15 protein-coding genes are annotated in these 22,784 nt (G+C 43.8%); 13 read left to right on the top strand and 2 right to left on the bottom strand.

Annotated features, from left to right (window positions below; all coding sequences use genetic code 11):
• Positions 1 to 488: 488 nt before the first annotated feature.
• From dtd to QME03_RS11360, 8 genes are all read left to right on the top strand, one after another.
• Entirely contained in the window at positions 489 to 938 is a 450-nt protein-coding gene (dtd, locus tag QME03_RS11395; protein ID WP_281724430.1) for a D-aminoacyl-tRNA deacylase, read from the top strand.
• Between the two features lie 86 nt (positions 939 to 1,024).
• On the top strand, positions 1,025 to 1,396 hold the full coding sequence (locus QME03_RS11390) for a nucleotide pyrophosphohydrolase (RefSeq protein WP_273148376.1): 372 nt from the start codon (positions 1,025 to 1,027) through the stop codon (positions 1,394 to 1,396).
• A 6-nt stretch (positions 1,397 to 1,402) separates the two neighbouring features.
• Positions 1,403 to 2,332, top strand: coding sequence for a deoxyribose-phosphate aldolase (gene deoC / locus QME03_RS11385; protein WP_281724429.1), 930 nt, complete (start codon positions 1,403 to 1,405; stop codon positions 2,330 to 2,332).
• 223 nt (positions 2,333 to 2,555) lie between these two features.
• Positions 2,556 to 3,941, top strand: a complete 1,386-nt coding sequence (locus QME03_RS11380; protein WP_025816164.1) for a GDSL-type esterase/lipase family protein — start codon at positions 2,556 to 2,558, stop codon at positions 3,939 to 3,941.
• Positions 3,938 to 5,497: an MBOAT family O-acyltransferase gene (locus QME03_RS11375; RefSeq protein ID WP_281724428.1), complete on the top strand. Its 1,560-nt coding sequence runs from the start codon at positions 3,938 to 3,940 to the stop codon at positions 5,495 to 5,497. The genes QME03_RS11380 and QME03_RS11375 overlap by 4 nt, the downstream gene beginning before the upstream one ends.
• A gap of 1,256 nt (positions 5,498 to 6,753) precedes the next feature.
• On the top strand, positions 6,754 to 7,854 hold the full coding sequence (gene ychF, locus QME03_RS11370) for a redox-regulated ATPase YchF (protein WP_281724427.1): 1,101 nt from the start codon (positions 6,754 to 6,756) through the stop codon (positions 7,852 to 7,854).
• Positions 7,855 to 8,103: 249 nt separating this feature from the next.
• Complete coding sequence (gene lgt, locus QME03_RS11365; RefSeq protein WP_274947037.1) at positions 8,104 to 8,943, top strand: prolipoprotein diacylglyceryl transferase; 840 nt, start codon at positions 8,104 to 8,106, stop codon at positions 8,941 to 8,943.
• Positions 8,944 to 9,034: 91 nt separating this feature from the next.
• A complete protein-coding gene (locus tag QME03_RS11360; protein WP_281724426.1) occupies positions 9,035 to 11,416 on the top strand; it encodes a glycoside hydrolase family 2 TIM barrel-domain containing protein in 2,382 nt (793 codons plus the stop codon).
• Between the two features lie 516 nt (positions 11,417 to 11,932).
• Here QME03_RS11360 and QME03_RS11355 read toward each other — a convergent pair.
• Entirely contained in the window at positions 11,933 to 12,514 is a 582-nt protein-coding gene (locus tag QME03_RS11355) for a hypothetical protein (protein ID WP_281724425.1), read from the bottom strand.
• An 826-nt stretch (positions 12,515 to 13,340) separates the two neighbouring features.
• On the opposite strand from QME03_RS11355, the gene QME03_RS11350 reads away from it, so the two are divergent.
• From QME03_RS11350 to QME03_RS11330, 5 genes are all read left to right on the top strand, one after another.
• Complete coding sequence (locus tag QME03_RS11350; protein ID WP_273148363.1) at positions 13,341 to 14,519, top strand: TlpA disulfide reductase family protein; 1,179 nt, start codon at positions 13,341 to 13,343, stop codon at positions 14,517 to 14,519.
• 124 nt (positions 14,520 to 14,643) lie between these two features.
• Positions 14,644 to 15,891, top strand: coding sequence for a M16 family metallopeptidase (locus tag QME03_RS11345; RefSeq protein ID WP_281724424.1), 1,248 nt, complete (start codon positions 14,644 to 14,646; stop codon positions 15,889 to 15,891).
• 178 nt (positions 15,892 to 16,069) lie between these two features.
• A complete protein-coding gene (locus tag QME03_RS11340; protein ID WP_110370149.1) occupies positions 16,070 to 16,672 on the top strand; it encodes a non-canonical purine NTP diphosphatase in 603 nt (200 codons plus the stop codon).
• A 278-nt stretch (positions 16,673 to 16,950) separates the two neighbouring features.
• Complete coding sequence (gene porZ, locus QME03_RS11335; protein WP_281724423.1) at positions 16,951 to 18,966, top strand: type IX secretion system anionic LPS delivery protein PorZ; 2,016 nt, start codon at positions 16,951 to 16,953, stop codon at positions 18,964 to 18,966.
• 215 nt (positions 18,967 to 19,181) lie between these two features.
• The gene (locus QME03_RS11330; RefSeq protein WP_025816150.1) at positions 19,182 to 19,760 is read left to right on the top strand and encodes a DUF417 family protein; all 579 of its coding nucleotides are present in this window, start codon (positions 19,182 to 19,184) and stop codon (positions 19,758 to 19,760) included.
• Positions 19,761 to 19,938: 178 nt separating this feature from the next.
• On the opposite strand, the gene polA is transcribed toward QME03_RS11330, so the two are convergent.
• Entirely contained in the window at positions 19,939 to 22,722 is a 2,784-nt protein-coding gene (polA, locus tag QME03_RS11325; protein ID WP_281724422.1) for a DNA polymerase I, read from the bottom strand.
• Between the last annotated feature and the right edge of the window lie 62 nt (positions 22,723 to 22,784).

Below are 22,784 nucleotides of genomic sequence, written 5' to 3'. Positions count from 1 at the left end.
CAGCTCCCACTTAAGGAGTTGGCAGCAGAGTTGGCAACCCGCACCCATAAGCGTAAATAAACGAACAAAGTAAGATTACACATCGTGTGGTAAATCAAAAAACACAAAACATTGTGAAATTAAATGTACATAAACGAGAAAAATAATATAAATTAGGGTGTAAAAGAATTGAAAAAGACAACAGATGTATAAAAAATGTTTCACGTGAAAACTTATATTAATAAGTTGAAAATGAGATAAACAGCAATCTTTAACGACAAAATACTCGAAATTTTTGCACCAATTTCAATGCATTAATCGCCTACCATAAAAGCAAATTTAGGGGGCACAGCACCAGTAAACGCACGCACTGTCACCACATGCCACTTGCCACTGCCCTAGCCACCAAACACTTTGCTTGCAATTTAATATCAACAGCAAGTAAAAAATTATTTTGCGGTTTGCGCTATTTTGGCTAATTTTGCACAATTCCAAATAAACAAACAACAATGCGGATAGTAATCCAACGCGTAAAACGCGCCTCTGTAAGCATCGAAGGACGTATTGAGAGCGCCATACAACAAGGAATGGTGCTGCTTTTGGGCGTGGGTTATGCCGACACCCAAGAGGATATTGCATGGTTAGTAAAAAAAACTGTGAACTTACGTATCTTCGATGATAACGAGGGGGTTATGAATCTCTCGGTTAAAGACATTGATGGCAGCATTCTCGTGGTGAGCCAGTTCACCCTTATGGCTTCGTGCAAAAAAGGCAATCGCCCCTCTTACATACACGCAGCTAGTCCTGATGTAAGCGTTCCGCTATACGAAGCGTTCTGCAAACAGCTATCCGAGGCTCTTGGAAAACCTGTGCTAACGGGCGTTTTTGGGGCCGATATGCAAGTAGAACTGGTTAACGACGGTCCTGTTACCATCGTAATAGACAGCAAAGACAAATAAAATGTGCCACCATGTAACGGCAATCATGGCGACCATCAAATTCAAACATAAAGCCAATCAACAATAGCAAAGCACACAAACGCGATATGCAAGAGCAAAAAGACATGCCCCTTAAAAGCCAAAACAAAACGCTCACACTGGCCGAAGCACAAAAAATGGTGGACCAATGGGTGAAAACCTATGGCGTGCGCTACTTCTCCGAACTTACCAACATGGCGGTTCTCACCGAAGAAGTGGGAGAACTGGCACGACAAATGGCACGTATCTATGGCGACCAGAGTTTTAAACAGGGTGAAAAACCTAACCTGGGAGACGAAATGGCCGATGTGCTTTGGGTGCTTTTGTGCCTTGCCAACCAAACGGGGGTAGACCTCGAACAAGAGCTTTTACGCAACATCGAAAAGAAAACAAAACGAGACTGCACCCGACACATCAACAACGAAAAACTAAAGAAATAAAATAAAATGGCTGAAAAAAATCACCAACACGAACATCACCACCACGAAGATGAGGTGAGCAAGTACGAAAAAACCCTGCAACTATATAACACCGAGCTTGACGAAGCACAGGTGCAGCAGGCTGTTAAAACCATTATCGCCGAGAAAACACTGGCTAACGATACGCCCGAAGTGAAGAAATTTCTCTTCGGAAGCATCGAACTTACTACGCTAAGCACCACCGATTCGGACACCAGTGTGATGGCTTTTGTCGACCGTGTTAATCGCTTTGAAAGCGCATACCCGCAATTGCCACACGTTGCTGCCGTGTGTGTTTATCCTTGTTTTGCCGAAGTGGCTAGCGAAACGCTTGAGGTTGAAGGCGTTGAAATCACCTGTGTATCGGGTAGTTTCCCCTCTTCGCAAGCGGTTATCGAGGTGAAAGTGGCCGAAACGGCTTTGGCTTTGCGCGATGGAGCCACCGAAATAGACATCGTTATGCCCGTTGGCAAATTCCTATCGGGTAACTACGAAGAACTTTGCGACGACATTGCCGAACTCAAACAGGTTTGCGGTGACAAGGCTATGAAGGTGATTTTAGAAACTGGCGACCTCAAAACGGCTTCCAATATCAAAAAGGCTTCGCTACTAGCAATGTATGCAGGTGCCGACTATATCAAAACTTCTACTGGTAAAGAGAAGATTTCGGCTACACCCGAAGCGGCTTACGTGATGTGCCAAGCCATCAAAGAGTATTACGAAAAAACGGGCATTCAGATTGGTTTTAAACCCGCTGGCGGCATCAACACCGTAATGGATGCCATCATTTACTACACCATCGTGAAAGAAGTACTCGGCGAAAAGTGGCTCACCAATAAGTGGTTCCGACTGGGAACGAGTCGTTTGGCCAACCTGCTGCTTAGCGAAATAAACGGGGAAGAAACCAAATTTTTCTAAAGGTAGGCACAAAATAAACATCAATTATCAAGTAATGCCCTTGCAAAGGGCTTACTTTTACGATGTAAAACAAAGATGCGGGCAGACTTAGCTTACTCTCGCTGTGGTTTCTGCGAAGAAACCGCCGATGTGGTGGGCCATGTCTGCTTCCATATTGCTGTGCAAGGCCATATAAAATATTGGGCAAAGCCTAAAAAGACATTCAACAACAACAGTATAACAGATGAACCCACCCGCAAGAACTTTTATTCTCGTGGCCACAACGGTGACCGCGCTCTTGCTCATGCACCTACTTCCCACGCTCTCTATTGGTAGCACCCAATTGCGCGATGTAAATATTCTTAGCCAAGTGCTACCCGAACCCGACGGTAAAGAAGTTAACGTGCTTCCAACCACTCCCCCCCACCCCATCATGGTGCAAACAAAAAAAGGCGCTGCACTGCATTTTAAAGAAATATGGAGCAAAGGTGTGGAACCTATTTTCGACTATTCTAGCGGTGCAGCTGGTGGTATGGACCACTTTTATGACCAACTCACTAAGGTAAACCAACTGGATAGACCTGTTAGAATTGCTTATTTCGGCGATTCGTACATCGAAGGCGACATCTTAACGGCCGACCTCCGCGAACTGTTCCAAAAAACATGGGGCGGATGTGGCGTGGGATGGGTTGACACTGGCTCGCGCATGCAGCAAAACCGCATCTCTGTTAGACAGCAATACAGCGGTATTACCGAATATGCCGTGGCCAAAAAGCCCTTCGACATCACCAAACAAGGCATCAACGAACGCTATTTCTCACCTAGCGAAGGCTCGTGGATAAAGGTTAGTGGCACCAAAAATTATGCACATACCCAAACATGGACTGTGTCTACACTCTATTTCTTCACGCCTACCACTGTAGATATCAAAGCCAACGACGGCAAAGGTGGTATCACCGAACGCAAATTTACTGGCTCTACTGCCGTGCAAAAAATGGAAGTGAAAGACACCCTAAACAGCATTGGCTTTGCATTTAAAGGCGTGGGTAGCGGCACTTTCCTCTACGGTCTTACACTCGATGGCGACAAAGGTGTAACACTTGACAACTTTTCGATGCGTGGCTCACCCGGTCTTACACTAGCCAAAATTCCTTCTCATCGTTTGCAAGACTTTAGTAGGCTGCGTCCTTACGACCTTATTGTGCTGCACTTCGGGCTTAATGTGGCCGTTCCAGGCAACCCCTTAAGCGTAATGAAAGGCTACACCAACAAAATGAAAAAGGTGATTGAGCTAATGCGACAAACCTTCCCACAAGCTTCCATACTCGTGGTGAGCGTACCCGACCGAGATCAACGCTCGCCCGACGGCATACAAACAATGAAAGAAGTAAAACAACTCGTTGCACTCCAACAGCAAATGGCAGCCGATATGAAGGTGTCGTTCCTTAACTTCTTCGAAGCAATGGGAGGCGAAGGTAGCGTAAAAACATTGGTTGAACGTAGTTATGCCAACAAAGACTACACCCACCTCAATTATAAAGGCGGAAGAGAACTGGCAAGAAAGATGTTCCCCTCGTTCCAAGAGGGCTACAAAAACTATGTTAGACGAAAAGCAATTGAAAAGAAATGATTAAACAATTATCAGAATTCGTAGACAAACTGTCGTACTTGGCCGACCAAATAAGCGAATTCACAACGCAACACGCCGCAGGGATACACCGTATTACCGACCTCTTGGCCTACAACCCCAACGAGCCACTCATCTTCTCAACAGGACTCTTCCTGATACTTTTCTTGGGTTTCTCGTTCGTTTACATGTGCTTGCAAAACAAGTTAACGGCCCGTTTGCTCTTCGTTACGGCCTTCTCGTACTACTTCTATTACAAAAGTAGTGGCTTTTACTTTGGCTTACTTGCTCTCGTCACTGTAAGCGATTATCTCTTGGCCAACCTTATACATCGCCATCGCCAACGCAAAGCATTGGGAAAACTCTTTGTTACCCTAAGCCTTATCATCGATTTGGGCTTGCTGGGCTACTTCAAATACACCAACTTCTTTGTGGGTATGGTCGAACGTATGCTCGAACACAACTTCCAACCCTGGGACATCTTCCTACCCGTTGGCATCAGTTTCTTCACCTTCCAAAGCCTTAGTTACACCATCGATGTTTATCGCGGACAACTTAAGCCTTTGCCTTCGCTGCTAGACTATGCATTTTACGTGTCGTTCTTCCCACAATTGGTGGCAGGACCAATCGTTAGGGCCAGCGATTTCGCACCACAGATACGCCAACCGCTAACCATCACACACGACATGTTTGCTCGCGGACTGTTTTTCATCCTCATCGGACTATTTAAAAAGGCTGTTATCAGCGATTATATCAGTCTTAATTTCGTTGACCGAATATTCGATAATCCTGGTCTTTACAGCGGATTAGAAAACCTCTTGGGCATCTATGGTTACGCCTTGCAAATATATTGCGACTTCTCGGGCTATTCAGACATGGCCATTGGTATAGCATTGCTCTTGGGATTTCATTTCCCACTCAACTTTAATGCGCCCTACATCTCTACCAACATCACCGATTTTTGGCGTCGTTGGCACATCTCGCTGTCCACATGGATACGCGATTATATCTATATATCATTGGGTGGCAACCGTAAAGGCAAGATAAGACAATACTTCAACCTCATCCTCACCATGCTTCTTGGTGGTCTTTGGCATGGCGCAAGCATCAACTTTGTGATATGGGGCGGTATGCATGGCGTGGCTTTGGCAGTGCACAAACTGTTCTCGCAGGGCTTATTAAAACACGATCGCAATTATGTTAGTCGTGGCATTCGCCGCCCGTTTGCCATCCTTATCACCTTCCATTTTGTGTGTTTCACATGGTTGTTTTTCCGCAATCTATCGTTCGAAACAAGCAAAACAATGCTCAACCGCATCTTCACCGACTTCCGTCCCGACCTCTTTCTGCCCGTAGTGCAGGGTTATAAGTATGTGTTAGCCTTGATGCTCTTTGGATATGTCAGCCACTTCATACCCAATAGCTGGCAAGAAACACTCATAGCTGGTCTTAAACGCTGCAATGTGCTTGTCTGTGCGCTGTTCCTTGTTATTGTTATTTATATCGTTATTCAGGTTAAAAGCAGTGCCATACAGCCCTTTATTTACTTCCAGTTCTAAACGTTTGGGCAACTTTTTAATGATTTCGCCTTGCGATAAACCACATTTCAGCCTGTGATATAGGTCGTTTCGCACAGCGATAACATTTGCTTGTATGTAGTGGGTCGTTGTATTATCCAACGCTTCTCGTTCCACTTTATTGTTAAATTATAACGTTTTATTTTACAATATACAGCTTTCATTCTTACCCATTCTAGAGAAATAACATGCTATAAAGCAGGAAATTTAGGCATTTTTGTGCCTTTTACAAAAACGGTTAGGGCAAAATCTTTGGGCAACACATGCATTTAGTAGCATTTTACATTTCTATTTGGTGACTTGCAGACGGTTTTTCACTGCACTAAAAATGGGTATTTGGTGCTAAAAAGCAGCTTTTTGAGCCACTTTTAGCCTCAAAAACGAACGAGTTTTTACCTTTCGTTCGAATAAAAATGCGGCATTAAAATACAAAAAAGGGTTTGTTGTAGGGCGTTTTGCACCATTTAGCACTGCGTTTTGTACGAGTTAGCATCGCATTTACTAGGAGTTAGCAATGCATTTACAAGGAGTTAGCACTGCGTTTTGGTGCTTTTAGCATGGTGTTTTGCTATAAATAGCCCCATTTTGAGTAGAATTGGGGGTTTAATTCTATAAATATTCTGTTTGTTGGCTTTCATTAGAAAAGGCGTTTTACATCTAAACAAACCTCCGCGAGAATTGAGTATTTGCGAACGAATGAACTTTGGTGAGCAAAAAACGCACTCATAATGTTAAATTTTATACTTGTTATTTTACAATTTAAACGCTAGTTGATTGTGATTGTGTTATTCGTGGTGTTATTAAATGTGGTACTTAAAGCTTGCATAATGCCTATTCCGCGTCCCTCTCTTCCCTTCGTTTCGCTCTTTAAGCAGCGGCCATTAATCCCCATTAAGTTATAATGCCCCACCCTATTCATCTCTTTTCGCATCTAAACCAACCCCTACGTTCCTTCAAGCACAAAGCGCCCTACCCTCTTCGCCACTTTTGGCATCTAAAACAGCCCCTGCTCTCCTATAAGCTTAAAGCGCTCTACCCTCTTTCCTCCTTTTTTTGATTCCTAAAACAACATTTGTTGTCACTCGTGCAGCGCTAAGTGTCTCAACACGCGCCCCATCAAACTGCCCCACCCTTTTGCCTTAGCAACAGCCCTAAATACCAAACCATAACACTTTTATTCGTGTTTCTCGAAATTCTGCACTAACTTTGCAGATTATATATATAATTATAAACAAGAAATGTCATTAAAATGTGGTATAGTGGGACTTCCCAATGTGGGTAAGTCCACCCTTTTCAACTGCCTTTCAAGCGCTAAAGCACAGGCAGCAAACTTTCCTTTCTGCACCATCGAACCCAATGTGGGCGTTATTACCGTTCCCGATGAACGACTAACACGCCTGGCCGAGATTGTTAATCCTGGCAGAATTGTGCCCGCTACATGCGAGATTGTAGACATTGCCGGACTGGTTAAGGGTGCTTCTAAAGGCGAAGGATTGGGTAATAAGTTTTTAGGAAACATCCGCGAGACCGATGCTATAATTCATGTGCTGCGTTGTTTCGACGACGAAAACATCACACACGTTGACGGAACCATCAACCCTATTCGCGATAAAGAAATTATCGACACCGAATTGCAACTTAAAGACCTTGAAACCATCGAAGGACGATTGGCTAAAGACCAAAAAGCAGCGGCCGCTGGCAATAAAGATGCTAAGGTGAATGTGGCTGTTCTTACGGCCTATAAAGAGGTGTTGGAAAAGGGAATGAACGCCCGTAACGTGACATTCGAAAGCAAAGAAGAACAGCAAGCAGCTCACGACCTCTTCCTTCTTACCGCTAAACCAGTGCTCTATGTGTGCAATGTGGACGAAACTGCAGCCAAAACAGGAAACGAATATAGTCGAAAAGTGGAAGAAGTGGCAAAGGCAGAAGGGGCAGAAGTGCTGATTATCGCTGGTAAAACAGAAGAAGATATTGCTTCGCTCGAAAGCTATGAAGACAAGCAATTGTTCCTCGACGAACTGGGTTTGAAAGAAAGCGGTGTTAACCGTCTTATCAAAAAGGCTTATGCGCTGCTCAATCTCGAAACCTTTATCACGGCTGGCGAAATGGAAGTGAAGGCTTGGACCTACCATAAGGGTTGGAAAGCGCCTCAATGTGCAGGCGTTATTCACTCAGATTTCGAAAAAGGCTTTATCCGTGCCGAGGTTATTAAGTATGCCGATTATATTGAATATGGCTCGGAGGCTGCTGTACGTGAAGCTGGAAAACTAGGCATCGAAGGCAAGGAATATGTGGTGCAAGATGGCGACATCATGCACTTTAGGTTCAACGTGTAGGCTTTGGTATGGGCGCCTTATGGACTTGGTCGTATTCATTTCTTATGTTTACCCAGTGCCATTGGTTAACATAGTCTGTCTTTTGCTGTGTTTGGACCTACGTCCACACAGCAAAAAGTGGCTAAGTCAAAGTCCTACGCTGGGTTAATAATTCCAATGGTTGGAGCTAATCAGCATCAAGCAATTACAAAAGTTCTCAATGCCCTGCGTTCTGCCCCATTACACACAACAAAATCTAAATAAATACAAATGTTTTCACACCTTAACTACATCCTTTGGAATCCCGATGTAGAAGCATTTCACATCTTAGGGTTATCCATTCGCTGGTACTCTCTGTGCTGGCTCATTGGTCTTTTATTGGCCTACTTTATCGTTCAGCGCCTATATAAGCAACAAAAGATAAAGGACGAACTCTTCGACCCGCTGTTTCTCTATTGCTTCTTTGGTATTCTTATTGGTGCGCGCCTAGGCCATTGCCTATTCTACCAACCCGAATACTATCTCACCAGCGTTAAACATTTCATAGAAATGATTGTGCCCATCCATTTTATGGCGGGCGGAGGCTGGAAATTCGTGGGCTACGAGGGTTTGGCATCGCATGGCGGAACCATCGGACTCATTGTGGCTTTGTATCTTTACTACCGTCGCACACGCCTTAATCTTTGGCAAGTGCTCGACAACATCGCCATTGCAACGCCCATCACAGCCTGTTTTATACGTTTGGGCAACTTGATGAACTCAGAAATCATTGGTAAAGTAACCGATGTGCCATGGGCTTTTATCTTCGAAAGAGTGGATAAGGTGCCAAGACATCCTGGTCAGCTTTACGAGGCCATTGCCTATTTCGTGTTTTTCTTTGTGGGACTTTGGTTCTATCGCAAGCATCCACAACGCGTGGGCACAGGCTTTTTCTTCGGACTTTGCCTTACGCTCATCTTCACTTTCCGCTTCTTCATCGAATACACCAAAGACATACAAGTAAACTTTGAGAGCGGGATGTTGTTCAATATGGGTCAGATTTTGTCGATACCCTTCATCATCATTGGCATCTATTGCATGTGCCGAAAACAAAAGCAACCAACAAAATAAAGGCTGATAAAGGCGAAATGTGCCGCTGCCTTAAACTTCATTATAAACGAAGGCAACCCACAATCACACCTTCTTAAACAACCCAACAACAATGAAACAAACGCTTATCTTAGCTTTTCTTGCACTAGCAGCTGTTGCTCAGGGACAAAACAGACAGGAACGTAACCTGGAAAAGTGGCAATTCACACGCGATGGTAATAACTGGCAGCAGGTGGATGTGCCCCACGACTGGGCTATTACGGGTCCGTTCGACCCTAAATGGGATATCCAACATCTGGCTATTCAGCAAGACGGACAAACCGAAGCCATTAGCCACACTGGCCGTTCGGGTGCTTTACCCTGGATTGGAAAGGGCGAATATCGCACCACTTTCAACATTCCAGTAGGCACTAAATACACAGAACTATACTTTGATGGCGCCATGAGCGAACCCATTGTCTATGTAAACGGATACGAAGCTGGCAAATGGATGTATGGTTATAATGCTTTTCGACTGGATATTTCGGCTTTTGTAAAGCCGGGACAAAACGAGGTTCGCGTGCTGCTTAACAACAAAGAGGAGAGCAGCAGATGGTATCCTGGTGCGGGATTGTATCGTCCTGTTACGCTTATCACAGCTGGCGAAGCACGTATCGACCCTTGGTCTACGGTGTTTAAAACCCTTAGTATAAGCGGAAACAACGCAAAACTTTATGTTGAAACACAGGCTTCTACGGCCAAAGGCAAGGGCGAAACACGCCTAGTTGCAAGGTTATTGGATGCCAAGGGTAAGGCTGTGGCCCAGAAAAACCTCACAACCAACACGCAGGGGGCTGCATCAGCTCAGTTTGATGTGGCCAATGCCAAGGCATGGAGTCCCGAACAACCCCATCTTTACACACTAGAAATAAACCTTTATCAAGGCAATAAACTTGTTGACCGTTTGCGCCAACGTGTGGGCATACGCACCATTGCAGTGAGCAAAGAGCATGGTTTCCAACTCAATGGAGTGTCGCGTAAGTTTAAAGGCGTGTGTCTGCACCACGATTTAGGTCCGCTTGGTGCTGCTGTTAACAAGGCAGCCATCATCCGCCAAATACGTTTGATGAAAGATATGGGTGTGGATGCCATTCGTACATCGCACAATATGCCCTCGCAAATGCAAATGCAGGTGTGCGACTCAATGGGTATGATGGTGATGGCCGAAAGCTTTGATGCTTGGAAAGAGGCTAAGGTAAAGAATGGTTACAACCTTTTCTACGATACTTGGTGGCGCAAAGACCTCGAAAATCTTATCAAAGGCCATCGCAATCACCCCGCTATCGTGATGTGGAGTATTGGTAACGAAATACCCGAACAATGGAATAAAGACGGCGCTGCCAGGGCAAAAGCCATGACCCAATATTGCCACGAACTAGACGATACGCGCCCTGTTACCTGCGGAGGCGATAATCCTAAGGCCAATACCGAGTGCGGATTTTTCGCTGCTTTGGATGTTCCTGGGTTTAACTATCGCGTACATCTCTACGACGAACTTATCTCTAAGCAGCCACAAGGCTTTATTTTGGGTTCGGAAACGGCGTCAACAGTGAGCAGTAGAGGTGTGTATAAGTTCCCCGTTGTAGAAAAGAAGATGGCCACTTACAAAGATGGTCAATGCTCTTCGTATGATGTGGAATGTTGCGGATGGGCTAATCTGCCCGATGCCGATTTTACAATACAAGACGATCGCTCGTTTACCATTGGTCAATTTATATGGACGGGTATCGACTATCTGGGCGAACCCACTCCTTATTACTCTTATTGGCCATCGCGAAGCAGCTATTTTGGCGCGGTAGACTTGGCTGGATTGCCTAAGGATAGGTTCTATCTGTATCGCTCGGTGTGGAATGATAAACAGCCCACTTTACACGTTTTGCCCCACTGGACGTGGCCAGGACGCGAAGGAGAGGTTACACCTGTGTATTGCTACACCAGTTATCCCGAGGCCGAACTCTTTGTAAATGGCAAGAGCCAAGGTCGTATAAAGAAAGATAAGTCGTCGCGTCTTGACCATTATCGTCTGCGTTGGAACGATGTGGTGTATCAACCTGGAGAAATAAAAGTGGTGGCTTACGATGCCAATGGTAAGCCTGCTGAAGAAAAAGTGATACGCACAGCTGGTCAACCCCATCATTTGGTGGTGCAAGCCGATAAAAATAAGCTTGCTGCCGATGGTAAAGACCTTATTTACTTAACGGTTTCGATGGTGGATAAAGATGGAAATCTATGTCCCGACGCCGACGACGAACTAACGTTTGACGTGACTGGTGCTGCCAAATTCAAAGCCGTTTGCAATGGCGATGCCACTTCGCTCGAAATGTTCCACCTACCCCACATGCGTCTTTTCCATGGTCAATTGGTGGTTACGGTACAAAGCAACAAGGCCAAAGGTAAGGTAAAAGTGAATGTAAAAGCACCTTCGCGCAACATCTCTACCAATTGGACTAACTAAAGGCATGTTCTAAAAATTCCCCGCAAAGGTTCAATTGTTGTTCTTTGTTTTGCTCTTTGCTGTCTTTTTGCTTTTATCTGGCATCTTTCGCTTACTCTTTCAGTCGCATAGTTCACTATGCTCCTTCAAGAAGTAAGCAAAACCTGCTCAACTAAAAGCTAAAAATACAGTAAAGGTAATTTTTAGAACCTGCCTGAAAAAACAACAGTGTTTCTACACTGTTTCACCCTTATCGCAGAACCAGTAAGATGCTTTCTTGCTGGTTCTGTTTGGTTTTAAGCAATGAATAAAACACCAATAAGAGGTTTTTCAACATCAAACAATATAACCACATCAGGCTCAGAGATGCACTAAAAACAAAAAATGGCATGAACGAAATAAATTCGAACACGCCATTTCGTACTATCGTTATAATCTTTGTAGTATGAGCTACCTTATATTTAACCTAAAAAGGCAATGTTAAAAAGCACATTTGCTAGGCAAAAAAGAGCATCATCGTACTTGGAGTAGCAACAATTATCGCACCATTTCTTTACGCGAAGAGTTGTCGCTCATTTGAATAATGTTGATACCACGTTCGGGTTTAGCAATTTTTTGTCCCTTAATATTATATCTAGCCTTCTCTATAGCCTGCTGTTCGGCCTTAACTTGCTGTACAGAGGTGGTTACTTTAGTAAAAGACATAACACCTTTTGGGCCTTGCAAACGCAGTGTATTGCCATTAACTTCGAGAATTTTAAAACGCAAAGTGAATTTATCGTCCACAATAATATGCAATCTGTTGTCGCCAACTACAAAATAATCGAGAATTTTTTCTTTTCTATCAATATTAAAATACGGGTTATTAACCTCCTCTTGCTTGATTAATTCGCCTAGTTTATATTCAATTAAACCATAACGTAGGTCGTAAAAATCATGGTGTTTATCAAGAAAAAAGCCAAATTTCAACAATTTAATAGCACCGATATAATCGTTAAAATCCACCTCTTGGCTGGTTAATTTCCATTCGCCATCAAGCTGTTCCTCACTAAAACTCTGTGCATTAATCTGCATAGAACTCAAAAAACATAGTACTACACCCAGTAAAATTCTTTTCATATACCTAATAATTAAAATTTATTTAATATAAAAACTTTAAAGATGCAAATATACATAAAATAAAGAACAAACTACTAACACTCGCGTTTTAAAAGCATTTTAAACCCTTTATAAGCCCAAAATAAGAAGTAAACACACGCCATAGAGCACATGTATAGCAATTGTGGATAACATTGTGGATAACCCTTAATAACCTTGTGGATAACTTAATACTTATCCACAGCCAAGAAATAAGGCTAAAAAACAGTGGAAAAGTAAGAAGAAATGAGAAAGAAATACAAGCGTTATCAACAGTTTTTCGACATTAAATATTATCCACATTTGCACAATAAGCGTGGTTTGGCAAAGTTGTGGATAAGCAATCTAACGCATTAGTAACCAAAACGAAAAGCTAACTTACAACTTGTGGATAAAACTTTTCTAATGTTGATAACCAAAAACGCGTTATATAAAGAGAAAAGTTATCAACTTATCCACGGCATATCATAACAAACATTCTCTTTCTCTTTAAAAAGAAAGAAATATAAAGATAATTGTGTTGGGCTTGAAATGGTGGATAAAGCTTAGAAAAGACAAAGATGCAAGCTGCGCTTTACCTTTATTATATATAAAAACAAACAAGCCTTATGCTGACTAAAAGCCTTAACGAGGCTGCCCCGCCCCACCCTTTTACACCCTATTTGAGCTCGCTCGACCCCAATAACACTCTCCATGAGTAAGCCATTTAAGGCGAAAGCCAAGTAAGAAGATAAAATATCCGCTTAACGGTTTTGTATTTTGATATGTTTATTTTAACTTTGCAAGTTAGTTAATCAAATCATTTTAAATGAAGAAGTATAAACTATCGGGAATAATATCTGTTGCCGTAATGGGACTAGCCTTAATGAACTTCGCTTCGTGTAGCGAAAAGAAGTTTAAGGTTAACGGAACAATCACCCAGGCTAAAGATTCTATTCTCTATCTCGAAAATATGAGTCTAAGCGGTCCAAGAACCGTAGACAGCGTGAAATTGGATGAAAGTGGCAACTTTGAATTTAGTTATAAAGCTGCCCCTGCACCCGAATTTTATCGCTTGCGCATAGCCAACCAAATAGTAAATATAGGTGTAGACTCCACCGAAACCATCAATGTGAAGGCCGCCTACCCCACCATGTCGGCCAACTACGAGGTTAGCGGTTCGGAAGAATGCGCCAAAATTCGCGAACTTGCTTACATGCAGCTGGCTTTACAAAATAAAGTAACAGCCATAGCCAACAGCAATTCATTGGGCGTTGCAGCTGTTGAAGACAGTGTGGCAAAGGTTTTAGACGTGTATAAAAACAAGGTGAAGATGGACTATATATTTAAAGAGCCCATGAAAGCCTATGCTTATTACGCCCTTTTCCAAACCGTGCAACTGGGAAATGCTAATATGCTTATCTTTAACCCGCGTAGCAATAAAGAAGATGTGAAAGTATTTGCTGCCGTGGCAACGAGTTGGGACACTTATTTCCCCGAAGCCGAACGCGGACTTAACTTGCACAATATTGCCATTGAGGGCATGAAAAACGTGCGTATTGCTGAAAACAACGCCCGACAAACCATCAGCGCAGATAAGGTTCAGGTGGCTGGACTGATAGACATTGCCCTAACCGACAACCACGGACGCGTGAGAAAACTCTCTGACTTGAAAGGAAAGGTGGTGTTGCTAGACTTCCATGCATTTGCTGCAGAGGGTAGTTTGAAGCGAATAATGATGATGCGCGAGATTTATAACAAGTATCACGACCGCGGATTAGAAATATATCAGGTGTCGTTCGACCCCGAAGAGCATTTCTGGAAAACCAAAACAGCAGCTCTACCATGGGTTAGCGTGTGGGACGAAAACGGTACACGAAGCGCTGTATTATCGCAATACAACGTGCAAACGTTACCAACGTTCTTTTTAATCGACCGCAACAACACGCTTCAAAAGCGTGATGCGCAGATTAAAGACATTGATGCCGAGATACAGGCACTATTATAATGAACAGTTTTTTTTCATGTAATATTTATTTTGGTTTATTCGGCGACGTGTGCTTGAGACGAGCGCGCGTCGCCTTTTTATCATCAATAGCACAATGACAAATAAGCCTAACTCTGCCATTAACATGGATAAGAAATATAACACGGCCACACTTTTTAATGGGCTTCGCATCATTCATCGACCTTCTTCGTCGCCTGTGGTGTACTGCGGTTACCAAATTAATGCTGGTACACGCAACGAAACACCCGAAGAAATGGGCATGGCTCATTTTTGCGAACATGCATCGTTTAAGGGTACAAGCAAGCGAACGCCGTTTAATATACTGAATTGCTTGGAGAGTGTGGGTGGCGACCTCAACGCATTCACCAATAAAGAGGATACCGTTTATTATGCTGCACTGCCCAAAGAACATGCTTTTAGGGCGGTGAAACTGCTCACGGATATGGTGTTTGATAGTCAATATCCCGACAACGAATTGAAAAAAGAAATCGAAGTGATATGCGACGAGATTGAAAGTTATAACGACTCGCCAGCCGAACTGATATACGACGATTTCGAAAACCTGGTGTTCTATGGCCATCCCTTAGGGCATAACATCCTTGGAAAGGCCGAATTGCTGCGCACTTACACCTCTGAACATGCCAAAAGCTTCACCAACAGAATGTATAGACCCTGTAATATGGTGTTTTTTGCTTATGGCGAACTAGATTTTAAGGCACTTGTAAGATGGCTAAAGCAGGCCACTGCACACTTTGATAACGCTCTTCCGTACATTGATACCCACGAGGGCGAAATGCTTCCGCCTTATCGTGCGCAAGAGATTGTGCGACAAATGGACACTCACCAAGCGCATGTGATGCTGGGAAATCGTGCCTTTAGCACCTACGACAAACGCCGAATGCCCCTCTATCTGGCCAATAACCTACTGGGTGGACCAGGAATGAACGCGCGTTTGAATATCGCCTTGCGCGAACGACATGGCTTAGTGTACAACGTTGAAAGCAATATGGTGAGCTATGCCGACACTGGTGTGTGGTGTGTTTACTTTGGTTGCGACCCTAAAGACTTGCGACGATGTCTGCGATTGGTGAAAAAAGAACTCAATATGCTGGTGTCTAAACCAATGTCTGAACGACAATTGACTGCCGCAAAAAAACAAATTAAGGGACAGATTTGTGTGGCTTGCGACAACAGAGAGAGCTTCGCACTCGACTTTGGAAAGAGTTTTCTGCACTATAATAAAGAAAAAAACATCGCCGACTTGCTGCAACAAATCGACGCTATTACGGCTGATGAACTGCAAAAGGTGGCACAAGAGGTGTTTGCCGAAGACAAATTAACCACGCTTATTTATCAAGGAGGAAGTAAATAGGGGGTGAAAGGAGAGAAAGGGGTAAGTTAGTGAAGAGTGTAAGGCTTTTATTCGCCACCTCAAAACTCAACTTTCATAAGTTCTAAACCTGCAAAAAATCATCAAGTTATGAACTTAAAAACTCAATAATTCATCAACTGATGAACTACAAATACGCATAAACTCAACAACTAAAAACATGAATAGAAGCATTGTTTTTGCAACCAATAACGCGCATAAGCTGGAAGAGATACGCCAGATTATGCCCAATAACCTCGAAGTGCTATCGTTAAAGGATATTGGATGCGATGTAGATATACCCGAAACGGGCACAACACTAGAAGAAAACGCACTTATCAAAGCGCAATACGTGCTTGAACATTATGGTTTGGCATGCTTTGCCGACGACACAGGGCTGGAAGTGGCCGCCTTAAACAACGAACCCGGTGTGTATTCGGCACGATATGCCGGTGGAGTGGGGCACGACAGCGAAGCCAATATGGCCAAACTATTGGCTAAACTGGCCGATAACACTCATCGCGAAGCTCGTTTTCGAACGGTTATTGCCTTGGTAGCACCCAAAGAAAACACATTGGGTATAACCCAACCGCTATTGTTCGAAGGTGTGGTAACTGGGAATATTGCCACCCAAAAACAAGGAAACGAGGGCTTTGGATACGACCCGCTGTTTGTTCCCGATGGTTATGACAAAACATTTGCTGAACTAGGAGCCAACATCAAAAACCAAATATCGCATAGAGCAAGGGCTGTGGGCAAGCTGGTGGATTATCTTAAGCGCTAATTGTGTTATATAAAGTGCGCTAAACATATGATATTAAATGCGCTAATGGTATAATATTAGTGCATAAATAGTGTTATATTAAGAATGGTTCTCAACGCCTGTTTGGTCTTTAAACATGCAGTTTGAGATTTAAAAAGAAGCATCATGCAATCTCAACTTATAAACATCTTGAAGCATTAGCAATAATATAAACCACATTTTAGCGTTATAACTTTATCAAGAGATAACAAATAAACGTTGAATAATTGGGAATTGTACACCCATAAACCCTCATCCACATGCGCAAAACCACTATCACAGGTATTATTTTTGCCTTACTGATGTGCCTAAGCCTACCAGTAAAGGCCTCGTTATGGCGTAGTTACACCGCATACAGCGAGATAACGCAGGTGCAAAAGGCAGGAAACACACTCTATGTGCTAGCCTCTAAACGATTGTTTGCCTATAACACGGCCGACGAGAGTGTGCAAACTTTCGACCGTATCAACGGACTTAGCGACACGCCTGTGGCCTTTATATCCTGGAACAACGTGGCCAAACGCCTGGTTGTGGTTTATGATAACCAGAATATCGACTTTGTTATGCCCAACGGAAACGTGCAAAACCTGTCTGACTTTTATCGAAAAACAATGATGGTGGATAAGACGGTGTTTGGCATTAACAGCTATGGCGCTAACACTTACTTAAGTACTGGATTTGGAATTGTGAAGCTCGACGTGCGAAAAATGGAAATAAGCGACACGTATAACCTTGGATTTAAGGTGAACTGGACGCGTGTTGAAGCTAATCGCATATTGGCTTACTCGGCCGAAAGAGGATGTTATGCGGCTTCGTTAAGCGCAAATCTCAATGATAAAAACAACTGGACGAGGGTGGGCGAGTACACTAACGACCCGCAAGCACAACCCAACACCGAGCTTATAGCTGTGGCTAAGCGAGCCAATGTGGGCGGACCACGCTACAACAACTTCTATTATATGAAGCACGTCAACGGAAAACTCTATACCGTGGGCGGTGCTTACGCCTCGGGTGGTGTGCAAAAGGGTTATCCAGGATTGGTTCAGGTGTTGGATGAGAATGGCAACTGGAGCTTCTTTCAAGATAATGTAACAGAGACAACAGGCATTGAGTTTAAGGATATCAATTGTTTGGCCGTCGACCCCTTAAATCCTAACCATGTGTTTGTGGGTGGACGAACTGGTTTATACGAATTTCAAGACGGAGGTTTAAAGGCTTATTACAATCGCGACAACAGTGCTTTGTTGCCCGCAGTAGACCGTGGACGAGAACTAGATAATAATTATGTTATCGTCAATGCATTGGCTTACGATGCACAAGGCAATTTGTGGATAGCCAATAGTCAAACCCGTAGTCAGTCGTTGCTTACCCTTAAACCTGGTAAAACGATAGAGAGCAAACACCAACAAGCACTGATGACCGATGGGCTTAGCATGCGCAATATGACGCAAATGATGGTAGACAGTAGGGGATGGGTGTGGTTTTGCAACGATCATTGGATTGTTCCTGCCCTTGTTTGTTATAAACCTGCACAAGACGAATGCACTGTTTACAGCAATTTTGCCAATCAAGACGGTATTAGTTTGCATGTAAATAAGGTGACATGTGTGGCCGAAGATCGCGATAACAACCTCTGGGTGGGCACCGATATGGGGCCGCTCTACCTGCAAATACGCAACAACGAAGTAGAAAAACACTTCGTTCAGTTTAAGATAGCCCGCAACGATGGCACTAATAATGCCGATTATCTGCTAAACGAAACCCCCATCACACACATCGCTATCGACGGAGCCAACCGCAAATGGATGGGTACAATGAACGATGGTGCTTATCTTATCTCGGCCGATAACCAACAACAAATGGCGCATTTTAAAAGCGAAAACAGTAATCTAACTTCCAATACGCTGCATAATATTACTATTAATCCAGCCACAGGCGAGGTGTTTTTTGCCACAGATAAGGGCCTTTGCTCTTATCAAGGCGATGCCACCGAACCCCAAACAGATAGCGAAAACGCAGCCTACGCCTATCCCAACCCCGTGGAACCAGGCTATACAGGACTTATACGCATCGTAAATCTATCGCCAAATGCCTATATCAAGATAGTTTCTACCAATGGAACGTTGGTGAAAGAGGGCAGAAGCAATGGCGGTATGTTTACTTGGGACGCCACCGACCTACGCGGAAAGCGCGTGGTAAGCGGTGTTTACATGGTGTTAGAAGCCACCGAAGACGGCAAAAGTGCTGCTGTGTGCAAGGTGGCCGTTGTGAACTAATAGTTTTTTTCAATGCATTGATAGAAATAACCGATTTTATTTTTTAAGCTATTCCCAATAATATACGTTATATTTGCACTTGAATTGGCCTTACAATTAACAATTGTATAATAAGTATATACTTGTTAAGATGAAGTATATATAGAGGTCAGAGCATATTAGCATCCATTTTTCAGCCTGCCATATAGTGGGCAATTGCATTTAAAGTATAACGTATGAAAAGTAAAGTAATCGCATTATTAGAGTTGGCGGCTAGTTTTCGCCAAATAGGATTGAACCTTATTCGTGTGGCCATTCTCATTGTTTTTGTATGGATTGGTGGTTTAAAGTTCAAATATTACGAAGCCGATGGCATCGTACCCTTTGTTGCAAACAGTCCGTTTATGAGTTTCTTCTATGCCAAAGAAGCTCCCGAGTATAAGCAATATAAGAACAAAGAAGGCGAATTGGTATTGAAAAATCGCCAATGGCACGAAGCAAACCGCACCTATGTGTTCTCTTACGGTCTTGGCTGTCTTATCATGAGCATTGGTATTTTGGTGTTCCTTGGTATGTTCTCGCCAAAGATTGGCATCGTTGGAGAGTTGCTTTGTATTATTATGACGATAGGAACGTTATCGTTTTTAGTAACAACGCCCGAGTGTTGGGTGCCCGATTTGGGTAGTGGTGAGCATGGATTCCCGTTACTTTCTGGTGCTGGAAGACTGGTTATTAAAGACACTGTAATACTTGCAGGCGCAATAACATTGCTATCGGATACGGCAAGTAGACTACTCAAACAACTAAAGAAATAAGGTATTAGTAATATTATTTTCAGGATAAATACATCACATAAATTTCATATTAATATTTGCGCCACTACTGCGAGTCAGTAGTGGCGCTGTTATTTTATGCCTTTGGGCGCATCATAACAGCATTTTAGCCATTACAACGGCCTGTTTGTGTGGCGTTTTACGCTAGGTAATAGCCTTATTAATGTGCTTCGAGCCAGTTGTTTCCCCATCCGCCATCGGCCACCAGTGGCACATCAAGAGGATAAGCGGCTTGCATTTCTTCCATAACGATGCGTTCAACCAGTTGTTTTTCTTCGAGAAGCACGCTGAAGTTAAGTTCGTCGTGCACCTGAAGAATCATCTTCGAGCGAACGTTTTCGCGTTTAAAGCGTTGGAAAATGCGCACCATAGCCACCTTAATAATATCGGCAGCCGAACCTTGAATGGGTGCATTGATGGCGTTTCGTTCGGCAATACCGCGCACAGTGGCGTTTCCGCTGTTGATATCGGGCAAGTAACGACGGCGGTGGAAGAAGGTTTCAACCCATCCTTGAGCCTTCGCCGTGTCTTTAGCTTGCTCCATATAGTCGCGCACTTGTGGGAACATCTTAAAATAACCGTCTATAAGTTGTTTGGCTTCTGCCCGTTCGATGTTGAGCCTGTCGGCCAAACCAAACACCGTGATGCCGTAGATAATACCGAAATTGGCGCGTTTAGCCTTTGTTCTTTCGTCGCGAGTAACCTCCGAAACGGGTTTATCGTAAATCTTAGCAGCCGTAGCAGCGTGTATGTCGTAGCCTTCGAGGAAGGCTTCGAGCATGTTTGCGTCTTTACTAAGGTGAGCCATCACGCGCAATTCTATCTGACTATAGTCGGCCGAGAAAAACTTGCAGCCCTCTTCGGGAATAAAACACTTGCGAATTTCCTTACCATCTTCGCCACGAACGGGAATGTTTTGCAGGTTTGGGTCGCTCGAAGAGAGTCGGCCAGTGGCAGTAACAGCCTGGTTAAACGATGTATGTATATGGCCCGTGCGTGGATTTATCAGTTTCGGTAGTGCGTCTACATAAGTGCCGAGCAGCTTTTTCAGCGCGCGATAATCAAGAATATGCGCCACGATGGGATGTTTAGCGCGAAGCGTTTGCAACACCTCTTCACTGGTAACATATTGTCCTGTTTTGGTTTTCTTGGGTTTATCCACGATTTTCATTTCGCCAAAAAGGATGTCGCCCACTTGTTTTGGCGATGTCACGTTGAACGTTTTGCCAGCCGCTTGATAAATATCTTGTTCCAATTGCAGCATGCGTTGTGTGAAAACTTCCGACGTTTCTTTTAGTGCTGCCGTGTCGATACGCACGCCATTGCATTCCATTTCGGCCAAAACAGGTATCAAGGGCATTTCCACTTCATGGAAAAGTTGGTCAACTCCCACCTCTTTGAGTTTAGGTTCGAGCACGTTTTTCAGTTGCAAAGTGATGTCGGCATCTTCGCAAGCATAGGCATACACGTCGTTAGGGGCCAGTTGACGCATGCTTTTTTGTGTCTTACCCTTTGGGCCAATAAGCTCATCAATGTGCACAGTGTTATAGTTGAGATACACTTCGGCCATAAAGTCCATGTTATGATACTGTTCGGGTTGCAGCAGATAATGGGCCACCATGGTGTCGAAGAGCGGTCCTTGCAGGTACACATCATAGTTACGAAGCACCTCAAGGTCGTATTTAATGTTCTGTCCCACCTTTACAGTGTCAGCGTTTTCGTATATAGGCCTAAATTTTTCCACGATTTTTTGGGCCTCATTGTTATCTTCGGGCACGGGTACATAATAAGCTTTATGCTCTTCGATGGCAAAACTAAGGCCCACCAATTGGGCTTCAATGGCATTGGTAGAAGTGGTTTCGGTGTCTAAACTGATAATCTTTGCCCCCTCAAGCAGTTGGATAAGCGATAGCAATTGCTCTTCGGTTTCCATCAAATGATATTCGTGGGGCACGGTATCAATAGATTGGCGATTGGTGGGTGTAGCGTTTGTCGTGTCTAAGCCATTGGTTTGGGTTGCAGCATCAGCAGGTTGGTCGAAGAGCGAAAGCTGCCTATTCTCCACCTTTTGTTGTTTTTCGGCCTTGTTAAGCACCCTCGAGGCGAAGCTTTTAAACTCTAATTCGGCAAAAATCTCTTGCAGTTTGTTGGCGTCGGGCTCTTTCAAGCGCAGCTGTTCTAAGTCTAATTCCACAGGCACATCAGTGCGGATGGTGGCCAAAAACTTCGACATCTTGATATCCTCAACAGCTCCTTCCACCTTTTCGCGCAGCTTACCTTTCACCGAAGCGGTGTTTTCGAGCAGGTTTTCCACTGTTCCAAACTCGTTAATAAGTTTAGAAGCAGTTTTTTCTCCCACGCCTGGACAACCAGGAAAGTTATCGGCCGAGTCGCCCATCAGTGCTAAGAGGTCGATAACCTGTAAGGGCGAGTTGATGTTATACTTTTGGTTCACCTCCTCGGGTCCCATTGTTTCGTAGCCTCCTCCATGTCTTGGCCTATACATAAACACGTTATCTCGCACCAATTGCGCATAATCTTTGTCGGGTGTTAGCATGTAGGTTTCCAGTCCTTCGCTGCCAGCTTTGAGGGCAAGCGTACCGATAACGTCGTCGGCTTCAAAGCCATCAACCTGCAAAACGGGTATGTGGTAAGCACCAAGAATATCTTTGATGATGGGAACAGAGCGCTTAATGTCTTCGGGAGTCTCCTCTCGCTGTGCCTTATATTGTGGAAAAGCCTCGTTACGAAAGGTCAATCCATGGTCGAAAGCCACGCCAATGTGCGATGGCTGCTCCTTTGTTAGCACCTCGTTGAGCGTGTTGCAGAAACCCATAACAGCCGATGTGTTAAGGCCTTTCGAATTGATACGCGGGTTATTGATAAACGCATAATACGAGCGATATATCAAAGCGTAAGCGTCTATGAGGAAAAGTTTGTCCATAAGTTTTTATTGTTATATCGTGTAAAATTACGAAATAAAATGGGGTTGATAGCGATTTATTG

The sequence above is a fragment of the Hoylesella shahii genome (genome assembly GCF_937990675.1).
In the GTDB taxonomy this organism is placed as follows: domain Bacteria; phylum Bacteroidota; class Bacteroidia; order Bacteroidales; family Bacteroidaceae; genus Prevotella; species Prevotella shahii.
This window is presented reverse-complemented; position numbering and strand designations above follow the sequence as displayed.